General features: G+C 73.3%; 11 protein-coding genes. 7 read left to right on the plus strand and 4 right to left on the minus strand.

Annotation, left to right across the window (positions count from 1 at the left end):
- Positions 1-7 precede the first annotated feature (7 nt).
- Positions 8-1,387 carry an MFS transporter gene (locus AVL61_RS02900; RefSeq protein WP_231738260.1) on the minus strand — a complete coding sequence of 460 codons (1,380 nt, stop codon included), beginning with the start codon at positions 1,385-1,387 and terminating at the stop codon, positions 8-10.
- 203 nt (positions 1,388-1,590) lie between these two features.
- Between AVL61_RS02900 and AVL61_RS02905 the strand changes: the two genes are divergently transcribed.
- The gene (locus tag AVL61_RS02905) at positions 1,591-2,577 is read left to right on the plus strand and encodes an MBL fold metallo-hydrolase (RefSeq protein ID WP_058872854.1); all 987 of its coding nucleotides are present in this window, start codon (positions 1,591-1,593) and stop codon (positions 2,575-2,577) included.
- Between the two features lie 16 nt (positions 2,578-2,593).
- On the opposite strand, the gene AVL61_RS02910 is transcribed toward AVL61_RS02905, so the two are convergent.
- On the minus strand, positions 2,594-3,352 hold the full coding sequence (locus AVL61_RS02910) for an IclR family transcriptional regulator (RefSeq protein WP_058872855.1): 759 nt from the start codon (positions 3,350-3,352) through the stop codon (positions 2,594-2,596).
- A 67-nt stretch (positions 3,353-3,419) separates the two neighbouring features.
- Here AVL61_RS02910 and AVL61_RS02915 point away from each other — a divergent pair, with 67 nt between their 5' ends.
- Entirely contained in the window at positions 3,420-4,295 is an 876-nt protein-coding gene (locus AVL61_RS02915) for a bile acid:sodium symporter family protein (RefSeq protein ID WP_058872856.1), read from the plus strand.
- 80 nt (positions 4,296-4,375) lie between these two features.
- On the opposite strand, the gene AVL61_RS02920 is transcribed toward AVL61_RS02915, so the two are convergent.
- Complete coding sequence (locus AVL61_RS02920) at positions 4,376-5,299, minus strand: GmrSD restriction endonuclease domain-containing protein (RefSeq protein WP_231738261.1); 924 nt, start codon at positions 5,297-5,299, stop codon at positions 4,376-4,378.
- A 92-nt stretch (positions 5,300-5,391) separates the two neighbouring features.
- Here AVL61_RS02920 and AVL61_RS02925 point away from each other — a divergent pair, with 92 nt between their 5' ends.
- Positions 5,392-6,102 (plus strand): Pr6Pr family membrane protein, encoded by a 711-nt coding sequence (locus tag AVL61_RS02925; RefSeq protein ID WP_058872858.1) that lies wholly within the window; start codon positions 5,392-5,394, stop codon positions 6,100-6,102.
- A 34-nt stretch (positions 6,103-6,136) separates the two neighbouring features.
- Here the strand turns inward: AVL61_RS02925 and AVL61_RS02930 are convergent, their stop codons facing one another.
- Positions 6,137-7,168, minus strand: coding sequence for a M10 family metallopeptidase domain-containing protein (locus AVL61_RS02930; RefSeq protein WP_231738262.1), 1,032 nt, complete (start codon positions 7,166-7,168; stop codon positions 6,137-6,139).
- Between the two features lie 165 nt (positions 7,169-7,333).
- On the opposite strand from AVL61_RS02930, the gene AVL61_RS02935 reads away from it, so the two are divergent.
- The 4 genes from AVL61_RS02935 to AVL61_RS02950 all read left to right on the plus strand — a co-directional run bounded on the left by AVL61_RS02935 (position 7,334) and on the right by AVL61_RS02950 (position 11,342).
- Positions 7,334-8,029 (plus strand): dienelactone hydrolase family protein, encoded by a 696-nt coding sequence (locus AVL61_RS02935; protein ID WP_058872859.1) that lies wholly within the window; start codon positions 7,334-7,336, stop codon positions 8,027-8,029.
- Positions 8,030-8,194: 165 nt separating this feature from the next.
- Positions 8,195-8,836 (plus strand): maleylpyruvate isomerase family mycothiol-dependent enzyme, encoded by a 642-nt coding sequence (locus tag AVL61_RS02940; protein ID WP_058872860.1) that lies wholly within the window; start codon positions 8,195-8,197, stop codon positions 8,834-8,836.
- Between the two features lie 146 nt (positions 8,837-8,982).
- On the plus strand, positions 8,983-10,389 hold the full coding sequence (locus AVL61_RS02945) for an extracellular solute-binding protein (RefSeq protein ID WP_058872861.1): 1,407 nt from the start codon (positions 8,983-8,985) through the stop codon (positions 10,387-10,389).
- Entirely contained in the window at positions 10,386-11,342 is a 957-nt protein-coding gene (locus AVL61_RS02950) for a carbohydrate ABC transporter permease (protein WP_082696920.1), read from the plus strand. The genes AVL61_RS02945 and AVL61_RS02950 overlap by 4 nt, the downstream gene beginning before the upstream one ends.
- The last annotated feature ends 13 nt before the right edge of the window (positions 11,343-11,355 follow it).

Raw genomic sequence — 11,355 nt, forward strand, 5'->3', positions numbered from 1 at the left:
GGGCCGCTCAGGCCTCGATGCCCAGCCGGAGACGCTGCTTCTGCTGGTTGACGAATGCCAGGGCGAGCACGCCGAAGACCGCCAGCAGGACGGCCGTGACCTGGAAGGCCAGCCGGTAGCCGTCGGCCGGGGTGGCGGCTCCGCCGATCAGGAAGCCGCCGACGGCCGGGGCGAACACGCCGCCGGTGGTCAGCACGGCGTTGGCCACGTTGAGGTGCCCGCCGCGCTGGGAGATGGTGGTCAGCTCGCCCACGACCAGGTAGGTGATGGCGAACATGGCCGGCGCGGTGCCGAAACCGATGCTCATGAGCGCCACCCCGAGCACCGGGGAGGAGACGAACGTGGAGGCCAGCAGGGCTGTGCCGGCACCGGCCCCGGCCAGGCCCAGGGTCCACCCGCGCGAACGGCGGCTGGGCACGCCCCGCTGGTCCATCCGCTGGATCAGGATGCTCAGGCCGATCGTGGCGACGACGCCCCAGGCGGCCGGCAGGGCGATGAGGGAGCCGGCCTGCTGCCCGCTGAAGCCCATGACGTTCTGGAAGTACGCCGGGCCCCAGGACATCGCCAGGGTGAAGGTCCAGTAGGCGAAGAACGAGGCCATGACGGCGAAAATCCACGTCGGGTTCATGATGCTGCGGAAGAAGGGGACCTTCTCCTCGTTGACCCGGGAGGCCCCGGGTGCGGAGACCGCGATCTCGGTGCCCTCGATCTCGCGCTCGGCCGCCAGGGAGGTGTACGGCCCTTCCTTGCCGAGGATCATCCACGCCGTGCACCACACCACGCCCACCACGGCCAGGGCGACGAACGCCGTGCGCCACCCGTGCTGGGCGATGACCCAAGCGAGCACCGGCGCGAACGCCACGATGCCCAGCGTCACTCCGGAGGAGGCCACCGCGGCCGGGGTCGCCCCCTTCTTCGAGGGGAACCACTTGTAGACCGCGTGCATGAGCACCGGAGCGAGCGGGCCCTCACCGGCGCCCAGCGCCAGCCGGGAGACCCACAGCGCCGGCAGGGTGGCGAAGACCACGACCGGCATCACGGACAGCGACCAGATCAAGCACAGGACCAGCAGGATGCTCTTGGCCCTGAACTTGTTCGCGAGCGGGGCGGCCACGAGTTGGGCGAGCCCGAAGGTGAGGAACATGGCGCTGGCGACCAGGCCGAACTGCTCCGGGGTGATGTCCAGCTCCTCCATCAGCGGCACCGCGGCCAGGCCCAGGACGGCCTTGTCCGCCCAGCTGAGCATCATGAGGAACAGCAGGAGGAACGTCAGCATCCAGGCGTAGCGGGAACGCTTCTTGCTGCTCCAGCGGCTCGGGTCCTTGGGGTCGATGCCCGCTCCCGGCGGGGCCGGCTGGGCGGATCGAGGTGCGGCAGTGGTGGTCATGGTGGTGATCTCCCGTCGTGCACCCACAGGAGTGCGGGCCGTGGTGAAGTGTCCCTGCGAATCTAGGAGCCTGTGAACTGGAGCACATAGGACGTTTTCCGGTCAGTGAAAATCCCGCATTTCCCCGCCCCGGTGGCTCGGGCAGAGTGGGACCACTTCGCCTGCCCGTCCGTGCAGGACGCGTCCCGATCGGAAGGCCCCCCATGACTGACCGCGCTGCCCTCGACACCCCTCTCGACCAGGCCCGCGGGCTGCACGTGGTCACGCTCGGAACGGCCGCCGGGCCCGCGATCCGTTCGGAGTGCCCCGGCATCGCGACCGCCATCGTGGTGGACGGCCGGTTCTACCTCGTGGACTTCGGTCTCGGGGTCACCCGGGCCGCCCATGCGGCGGGCCTGCGCGGCGAGAACCTGATGGCCTGCTTCGTGACCCACCTGCACTCGGACCACGTGGCCGAGATCCCCGCCTACCTGCTGTGGAACTGGGGCCGGCCCGTGCAGGGCTTCACCGGGCCGGTGCAGATCCTCGGCCCCGGCCCGGCCGACCCCCGGGCCGGGGCGGTCGGGATCGCGGGTCTCGTGGAGCACGTGCTGCAGGCCTACTCCTACGACATCGACGTCCGCATCGTCGACGAGGGCCGTCCGCCGCTGTACGACCTCGTGCAGGTCGAGGAGATCGAGCTCCCGGCCTCCGCGGCCGGGGCCGACGGTGAGCACACCCCCGAGATGGATCCGTTCGTGGTCTACGAGGACGAGTTCGTGCGGGTGAGCGCCATCCTCGTGGAGCACCCGCCGATCTTCCCGGCCTTCGCCTTCCGCTTCGACACCGCCTACGGGTCGGTGGTGGTCTCCGGGGACACGACGGAGAGCCGGAACACCGCCACGCTGGCCGACGGCACGGACCTGCTGGTGCACGAGGCCGTCAACCTCGACTTCTACCGGGCCCGGGACTTCGGCCCGGAGTTCCTCAACCACCAGGAGATCTCGCACACCACCCCGGCCGGGGTGGGCCGGGTCGCCGCCCGTGCCGGGGCCGCCCGGGTGGTCCTGTCCCACCTGGCCGGGGTCGCCACCGACGCGGAGTGGACCGCCGGTGTCGCGGCGGAGTACGCCGGGCCCGTGAGCGTGGCGCGGCCGGGCGAGGTCTACGCCGTCGTGCCCGCCGAAGCCCCCGCGACCAGTTCTGCCTGACCCGCCGGGCGGGGTGTCAGGCGGGGACGCCCAGCGAACGGGTGATCGCCGCGGACGCCACCTGCAGCGCAGGAACGACGCGCTGGGAGTCCTTGATCCGCGCCAGGGTGACGATGCCCAGAGCGGCGATCACGTCGCCTCCGGCGTCCCGGACCGGCACCGCGAGGCCGTGCGCACCGGGGGAGTGCTCCCCGTCGGTCGTCGCGTAGCCGCGTTCGCGCACCGAGGCCAGCTCCTGCTCCAGCCGGGAAAGGTCCACGATGCTGCGCGAGGTCTCCCGCACGAGCGCCTGGGTGCAGGCATCCCACAGCTCGGCGGGCCCGTAGGCCAGCAGCACCTTCCCGCCGGCGCTGGTGTGCAGCGGCAGCTTGTCCCCGGGGCGGGCGATCGGAGCGCCGACGTGGGTGCCCGCGATCCGGTCCAGGAGCAGCGCCTCCGTGCCGTCCAGCACGAAGAGGTTGACGACCTGGCGCGTGGCGAAGAGGACGTCCTGCATGTAGGGAGCGGCCACCTGGCGGAGCCCCCGCTGCATCGGGGCGAGCATCCCCAGCTTGGCCAGGCGGGGCCCCACCGTGTACGTGCCGTCCGGCCGGCGGCTCACCGCCCCCCACCCGGACAGCTCCTTGAGGAGCCGGTGGCAGGTGGCCACCGGAATCCCGCTGCGCCGTGAGATCTGGGACAGGGTCTGCCTGGTGTGCGTGGGATCGAAGGATCCGAGCACCTCCAGGACCCGGGAGGTGACGGAGCGACCCGGGGTGTCCGCGTTCCCAGCCATGCTTTCCTCTTCCACTGGATGGAAATCTGGGGCCAGTCTAGTGCGGCACCCGCCCACAATGAGCCCCATGGACCTGCAGACCGCCACCGACGCCGTGGCCGCCGTCGCGGTGCCGCTCTTCGCGGTCACCAGCATGGTCGCCGTGGGCCTGGGGCACACGGTCCAGCAGTTCCTCGCCCCGCTCAAGGACGTGCGGCTGGTGCTGGCGGGCATGGCGGCGAACTTCGTCGTCGCCCCGGCCGTGGCCTTCGGCGTCGTCTCCGCACTCGGCATCCCGGACGAGGCCCGTATCGGGCTGATGGTGCTGGCCTGCGCCGCCGGGGCGCCGTTCGTGCTCAAGCTGTCGAAGCTCGCGCGCGCGGACATGGCCGTGTCCTCGTCCTTGCTGGCGGTCATGCTGCTCGCCACGATCGGCTACATGCCCGTGGCACTGCCGGTCCTGCTCCCCGGTGTCGAGGTCGCCCCGGGCGCCATCGCCTCCGTGCTGCTGCTGACCATGTTCCTGCCCCTGGTCGGGGCGGTGCTGCTGCGCCAGTTCACCCCGGCGGCCGCTCGCCTGGCGCAGGGGCACGTGGGGCGGCTGAGCCTCGTGGCCATGATCGTGATGCTGGTCAACCAGTTCGTCGCCGACCACCGCGAACTGGCCGGTCTGGCCGGCACCGGGACCTTCGCGGCGATCCTGGCCTTCATCGCCCTGAACTTCGGGCTCGGGTGGGTCCTGGGCTCCTGGAGGTCGGGCGGTGGGGCTGTCCTGGGCATCTCCGCCTCCCAGCGGAACATGGGCGCGGCCACCGTGGTGGTGCTCGCCAACTTCGAGGACTCCCTGGCGGTGCCGACGGTGGTGCTGGCCGGCTTCCTCGCCCTGATCGTGCTGGTGCCCGTGGCCCACTGGCTCGGGCGTGGCGCCGAGCCGCCGGTCGGCGAGGCGCTGGCCGCTCACTGAGCGAGCCGTCCCGAGCGTCCGTCCGCAGGAGCGCCGCCGGCTTCCCGGAGGAGCGCAGGAGGCGCCGGCCGCGACACTGGTCACTCGCAGGCCAGGCCCTCGACCCCACCCCGGTCCAGCGCGGGGCGGTAGCCGGGCTGGTCCGAGCGCAGCGGGGCCGCGCCGGCCGCGCGCACGGCGGCGCAGTCCGCGTAGTAGACCTCGTCCGTGGCCGGGGACCCCGTGGCCGGGGACCCCGTGGCGGTGGATCCCGCGGCGGAGGACCCCGTGGCCGAGGCCTCCGCGGCGGACGGCTCCGCCGGGGCAGCGTTCCCGGCGGGCGGCGTGCTGCCGGGCAGCTCCTGCTCCTGGCAGCCGGCCAGCACGTCCGCCATGGCGTCCCGCTCGGCGACCGTCACGGACAGTTCGTAGCGGGTCTTGACGGCGATCTGCGTGGCCACGTACTCGCAGCGGAACGCATCGTGCGGCGGCAGCCACTCGGCGGCGTCGGAGGCGGACTTCTCCCCGTTGGTCGGCCCGTCCACGGCCCGCAGGTTCAGGGGGTCGTTGGCCAGGGCCGTGCGCCCGTCCGGGTCCAGCCGGTCGGCCCCGGAGACCCACGCGTTCCGCAGCGCCACCACGTGGTCGATCTGCACGTCGGAGGAGGTCAGAGGACCGCGCTGGAACGCGATCGTCCGGCCCGTGTAGGGGTCCTCGAGGGTCCCGGAGAGGACCGTGCACCCGTCGTCGTCGACCACGTCGCCGGTCAGGTCCCGGGCCAGGACGTCGTTGCGGGCGTCGCAGCCGTTGCCGTCCGGATCGGCCCAGTCCCCGAACTGGTCGAGCCGGTCGTAGTCCTCGCCGCCGGCGGCGTCCTCGACGGACAGGGCGGCGAGCGCGCGCTCGGCGGGGGAGGAGCCCTGCGGGGCCGGCGGGGTGCACCCGGCCAGGACGCCCACGGCGAGCGCGAGCGGGACGAGCACCGCCCTCCGGGTACGGGGCTGCGGGGCTGCGGTCCTGCGCACGGTGCTCCCTCCGCTTCGGCCGGTGCTGTCGGGTCTCCCATTCTCGCAGGTCAGCGTGCAGGGTAGATTGCAGCATCGGAGGGGGGGCAGGAATGAGACGAGGCTTCGCCGCGGCCCGCGTGCTGGCGGGCCTGGCCCTGCTCGCGGCCGTGGCCGGGCGGCTGCAGGCCTATCTGCGGTTCTGGATCGAGCGCGGGGACCAGGCCCTCGCGGTCGACGTCGCGAACTTCTTCTCCTACTTCACGATCCAGACGTCGCTGTTCCACGCCGTGGTCTTCGGGATCGGGGCGTGGTTCCTGCTCGCCCGGCAGGGCGCCGAGCCGGGCCGGTTCGCCGCCCTGCGGGCCGCGGCCACGACGTACACGGTCACCACCGGGGTGGTCTACAACGCGCTGCTGCGCAGCCTGCCGCAGGAGGTGGGCCTGGAGCAGCCGTGGGCCAACGAGGTGCTGCACACGATCGTGCCCGCCTACGCGCTGCTGGACTGGCTGTTCGCGCCGGGCCGGAGCCGGGTCCGGTGGCGCACGGTCGCGGGCATCGTCGTCTACCCGGTGCTGTGGGCGGTCTACACCCTGGTGCGGGCGCCGTGGGTGCTGGACGAGGGCACGGGCAACCCCTGGTGGTACCCCTATCCGTTCCTGGACCCCAACGAGGCGGCCGGCGGCTACGGGGCGGTGGCGGTCTGGATCGCGGTGCTCGCGGTGGCGATCACGGCGACGGCCGCGGTCCTCGTCGGCGTCTCCCGGCGCGGAGCACCGGCTGCCGACGGCCACGAGGACGACGGGGGCGGACGCCGCCGCTGACGGACCGGGCTGCCCAGGCCCCGCCCGCACTGGGTCACAGCTGCGGCACGCACTCCCCGGCGCCCAGCTCGGCGAGTCCGGCCCGGTCCCCGGCCGCGAGCACGGTGGCCCCGCCCCCCGGGTGCATGAGCTGGGCGGGGTCGTCGACGTGGGTGAGCCCCACGACGTGTGCGAGCTCGTGCACGATGGTCGCGCGGACGTGGGCCGCGCCGTCCGGGCGGTCCAGCACCTCCGTCAGCCCGGGGGCGTCGAGGGTGACCTGGCCGGTGACGTAGACGAACGGCCGCCCGGGCGCCTGCCGGGGCGTGCTGCCGCCCAGCCCCACCACGTTCCCGGCCAGGTCCGGGACCTCGGTGGCGTCGGACCACGTGATGAGCACGGGCGCCCACTGCCGCCCGTAGCGGTCCGGCTGATAGGGGGCGCGCTGGGCGGACGGGGCCTCCGTCGTCGTCCCGTCGGCGACGAACCGCAGCCCGGTGGCCGCGGAGATCTCGGCTACGGCCTCCTCGACGAGCCGCTGACCGCCCGGCGGGGCGCCGTCCGGGCGCACGACGTAGTGCACGGGGCGGCAGGGGTCGTAGGCGACCATCGGCTGGCCGGGGTCCGGGGAGTCCATGAAGCGGTAGCCGCCGGTGTCCGCGACCGCCGGGGGCGTGCCGAGCGGCGCCCGCGCGGCCTCGACGCCGGGCGGGGGCGCCGACGCGCCGGGGAAGTACGGGCGGAGGACCGGCAGCGCGTAGTCCTGGAAGAGCCCGGGCGTGAACCAGAGCATCAGCAGCACCACCACGCCCACGGCCGGCGTGGCCCGCCACGCCCTGCTGCGGCTCCGGGGCACCTTCGCCCAGCGGCGGGCGGAGCGCCGGGCGGCACGGGCGGCGCGCCGCGCCCGGCGCCGCCGTGCGCCCGGGCTCAGCAGGGCCTGCTGCCGCTGCTCCAGGGCGTCGTCGAGCACCCACTGCGGGGTGCGCCCGCTCGGTGACGTCCGGAGGCGTGCGCCGGCGGTGCGCTCGTCGCGGTTGCGGGGCGACGCTCCCCGATGCGGCGTGGCGCCACCGGGCTGGGGCATGCTTCCTGGCTTCTGTGCGCGGGCGGGCGGTCGTGCCGGCCGTTTTGAAGTGTACGAAAGCAAATAGACAGGAGCACCCTCTCCGCGCTCTGTGACGGGGATCCGCCTGTCCACACTTCTGCCTACACTGGCCCGACGCAGCCCCGACCGCGAAGGAGCACCGCAGTGCAGACCACCCCGCACCAGAACGTCAGCTTCCCCTCGGCCGGCGGGCAGGCCCACGGCTACCTGGCGCTGCCGCCCGCCGGACGGGGGCCCGGGGTGATCGTCATCCAGGAGTGGTGGGGGCTGACCGACCACATCCGGGACGTGGCCGACCGGCTCGCCGCCGAGGGCTTCGTGGCCCTGGCCCCTGACCTCTACGGCGGGTCCGTCACCCACGACGGCGAGGAGGCCGCCGAGATGATGTCCCGGCTGCCCGAGGCCGAGGGCGTCCGGCTGCTCGCCGGGTCCGTCGACTTCCTGCTGGGCCACGAGGCGGTCACCAGCTCCACGGCGGGGGCCATCGGCTTCTGCATGGGCGGCGGCTTCGTCCTCGCCCTGGCCGCCGACCAGGGCGGGCGGATCGGCGCCGCGGTGCCGTTCTACGGGGTCGGCCAGGGCGTGCCGGACGCCTGCCACGGGGTGCGCGCGGCGGTGCAGGGCCACTACGGCCGGGAGGACACGGCCTACCCGGTGGAGCAGGCGGAGGCGCTCGAGGAGCAGCTGCGCCGCGAGTCCTCCGCGCCGGTGGTGGAGTTCCACTACTACGACGCCCCGCACGCCTTCCACAACGACCGGAACCGGCCGAACCACCGCCCCGAGGCGGCGACCGCGGCCTGGGAGCGCGCGGTCGCCTTCCTCCGGGAGCACGTGCGGTAGCCGACGACGACGCCGGTCCCCGCCGGCCGGTGCGGGCGCGGTCCCGGCGGCGCCGAGGCGCGGTCCTGGCGTAACCGGGCGCGGAGCCGGCGCGGCCCGGCCGTTCCCAGGGCGGGCCCGCCCCGGTAGCGTGCGAGGCACGGCCCTGAGCTGAGCGGAGGCGGCATGACCGAGATCTGGCCCGTGGTCCACGCCGAGCGCCGGGCGCTGGCCCGGGACCTGGCGAACGTCCCGGCCTCGCGGTGGGCCACCCCCTCGCTGTGCCCCGGCTGGGACGTGCACGACGTCCTGGCCCACCTCGTCGACGACGCGAGCACCACGCGCCTGGGCTTCCTCCGCCGGCTCGCGGCCGCGGGCTTCGACTTCGACCGCTGCAACGCCCGGGGCATCGCGCGGGAGCGCCGCGCCGACCCGCGGGACACGCTGGCCGCGTTCCGTGCGGTGAGCGGCCGCACGACGAGCGCGCCGGCGCCGCCGGCCACCCGGCTGGTCGAGGCGTTCGTGCACGGGGAGGACATCCGGCGCCCGCTCGCCCTGACCCGCCGATATCCGGCCGGGCCGGTCCTTGAGGCCCTCCGGCACCAGCTGCGGACCGGCGGCAGGCTCGGCGGCGGCAGGGACCGGGCGGCGGGGTTGCGCCTCGTGCCCGCCGACGCCGACCCCGGCGCCGTCCTGGGCGGCGAGATCGGCATCGGGACCGGCCCGGAGGTGCGCGGCAGCGCCCTGGCGCTGCTGCTCGCGGTCTCCGGTCGCCCGGTGGACCCCGGGGAGCTCACCGGCCCCGGGGCCGGTGAGCTGACGCGCTGAGCACCGGCCTCCCGACGCCGCAGCCGGACGACACACCACACCCGCTCCCGAGTGTGATCCTTGACACCCGCACCGGGATGTCCCTACTCTCCTAACACGTGTCAGGAACCTGACACGTGTTAGTTCAGCAAAGTGAGGACACGCGGATGACTGCAGCGAGCAGCATGACCCGTCGCGCGCTACTGGGGGTCGGCGGCGTCGCCCTGGCCGGAGCCACGGTGGGGGCGTGGCCGCGGCTGACCGGCTCCGACATCCCCGGCCGTGGTGAGGACGTCCTGACGATCGCGATCCAGGGCACGTCCCAGGACGCCGCGAAGCGCCAGCAGCTGGTGGACGAGTTCCGGGCCGAGCACCCGGACATCCCGGTGCGGATCCAGGCCGTCCAGAGCGCCGACTGGGGAGACTTCTTCTCCAAGATCCTCACCATGGTCGCGGCCGGCCAGGCGCCGGACCTGGTGTACGTGGCCACGGAGGGCACCCAGCTGTTCGCCGACCGGCTCGCGGTGCCCCTCGACAGCTTCGTCCAGCGGGACGCCGCCACGATGGGCGAGTACTTCCGCGACGTGCACCCCAGCCTCGTGGAGGCCTTCATGTACAAGGGGAACCTGTACCAGCTGCCGCTGGAGTTCAACGCGGCCAACATGTACCTCAACACGGCGGCGCTGCGCCGGGCCGGGGCGGAGCGGCCCGCCGACGACTGGACCAAGGACGACTTCACGGGGCTCATGCGCGCCATGCAGCGCTCCAACGAGGGCTCCTTCCGCCCCTACTACTGGACGAACCGCCTGTTCGGCGGCGTGGTCCCGTGGCTCTACGCCAACGGCACCAGCTTCCTCACCGAGGAGAAGGCCCCGGGCGGCGGCTGGCTGTGGAACAGCTTCTACGGGGACCACCCGGCGGGTGCCGACCGCAGCGGCGGCTACCTGTGGACGGGCTCGAACGTCCGGGACGAGCGGGTCACGGAGACGTTCGACCACCTGCGGGAGCTCGTGCAGGAGGACCTCGGCGTGCGCCCCGAGGAAGGCGGCGGCAACGCCCTGATCGGCCTGTTCGCCTCCAACCGCGTGGGCGCCACCCCGGCCGGCGGGTACTGGGCGCAGGGGCTGAACGAGGCCGGGATGGGCCCGGAGGCCTTCGACGTGCAGTTCTTCCCGCGCTGGCGCACGCAGCGGCACCAGTTCGGCGGCGCCGGCTACGCGCTGATGAAGACCTCGGAGCGCAAGGACCAGGCGTGGGAGTGGATCAAGTTCACGGCCCGCAAGGAGTCGATGCAGCTGGCCATGCCCCACCCGAACACCACCCCGAGCCGGCGCTCCATGGTCACCGCGGACTTCTACCGCGGGGCCGGCCCCGAGCACTGGCAGGTCTTCTACGACACGCTGGACCGCTTTCCCAGCACCGGGCCCATACCCGCCCCACCGCAGCAGGCCGCCGTCGAGTCCGCGCTCATGAAGCACGTGGCGGTCGCCATGGGTGGCGGGGCCGGCCAGATGACGACGGCCCTCGACCGGCTCGACACCGAACTCGCTCTCATCCTCGGGGAGGACGCATGACCACCATCGCACCGGCGCCGGCACCGGACGTCGCACGGAAGACGGCCTCCGCGCCCGCGCCGCCACCGCGGCGGACCCGGTCCCGGGCCGAGAAGTGGATGACCGTCGCCTTCCTGGCCCCGACCGTCATCGGGATGGGCGTCTTCACGGTGCTGCCCATCCTGGCCTCCGTCGTGCTCGCCTTCTTCCAGTGGGACATCATCTCCGCACCCGAGTTCGTGGGGCTGCGCAACTTCACCGAGCTCGTCACGGACCGGACCGTGCGGGTCTCGTTCCTCAACACGATCGTGTTCGTGGTGGTCGCGGTGGCCCTGCAGCTGTCCCTCGCGATGACCCTCGCCGTGCTGGTGCAGGGGAGGATGCCGGCCTGGCTGCGGCTGTTCTTCCGCTCCACGTTCTTCTTCCCGCTGATCCTCTCGGCGGCCAGCGTCTCGATCTTCATGCGCTACATGTTCAACGAGCAGTTCGGCGTCGTGAACTGGCTCCTCGGCACCGTCGGCCTGCCCGCGGTGCCCTGGCTGACCACCACCACCGGGGCCTCGCTCGTGGTGGTGCTCGTCTACGTGTGGCAGAACTTCGGCTTCACGTTCCTGATCCTGCTCGGCGGGATCGCGTCCATCCCGAAGGAGCTCTACGAGGCGGCCGACCTCGACGGCGCCAAGGGCTGGTCCAAGTTCCGCAGCGTGACCCTGCCCCTGGTCAGCCCGACCCTTCTGGTGGCGTCCGTGACGGCGATCATCACGGCGCTGCAGGTCTTCGACCAGCCCTACGTGCTGACCCGCGGCGGACCCGGGGACTCGACCCGTTCCGCCGTGATGGTCGTCTACCAGACGGCGTTCCAGCAGCTGGAGTTCGGCAAGGCGTCCGCCGTCGGGCTGGTGCTCATGGTGCTCATCATGCTCGTCACCCTCGCGCAGTTCCGCCTCTCGCGGCGCTACGTCCACTACCAGTGAGCTCTCCCGACCG

Source organism: Kocuria rosea subsp. polaris (assembly GCF_001483755.1).
Classification (GTDB): Bacteria; Actinomycetota; Actinomycetes; order Actinomycetales; family Micrococcaceae; genus Kocuria; species Kocuria cellulosilytica.

Excerpts from the sequence above, each read along its gene's own strand:
- AVL61_RS02900 (WP_231738260.1), bottom strand. The coding sequence starts at position 1,387 with ATGACCACCACTGCCGCACCTCGATCCGCCCAGCCGGCCCCGCCGGGA.
- AVL61_RS02905 (WP_058872854.1), top strand. The coding sequence starts at position 1,591 with ATGACTGACCGCGCTGCCCTCGACACCCCTCTCGACCAGGCCCGCGGG.
- AVL61_RS02910 (WP_058872855.1), bottom strand. The coding sequence starts at position 3,352 with ATGGCTGGGAACGCGGACACCCCGGGTCGCTCCGTCACCTCCCGGGTC.
- AVL61_RS02915 (WP_058872856.1), top strand. The coding sequence starts at position 3,420 with ATGGACCTGCAGACCGCCACCGACGCCGTGGCCGCCGTCGCGGTGCCG.
- AVL61_RS02925 (WP_058872858.1), top strand. The coding sequence starts at position 5,392 with ATGAGACGAGGCTTCGCCGCGGCCCGCGTGCTGGCGGGCCTGGCCCTG.
- AVL61_RS02930 (WP_231738262.1), bottom strand. The coding sequence starts at position 7,168 with ATGCCCCAGCCCGGTGGCGCCACGCCGCATCGGGGAGCGTCGCCCCGC.
- AVL61_RS02940 (WP_058872860.1), top strand. The coding sequence starts at position 8,195 with ATGACCGAGATCTGGCCCGTGGTCCACGCCGAGCGCCGGGCGCTGGCC.
- AVL61_RS02945 (WP_058872861.1), top strand. The coding sequence starts at position 8,983 with ATGACTGCAGCGAGCAGCATGACCCGTCGCGCGCTACTGGGGGTCGGC.
- AVL61_RS02950 (WP_082696920.1), top strand. The coding sequence starts at position 10,386 with ATGACCACCATCGCACCGGCGCCGGCACCGGACGTCGCACGGAAGACG.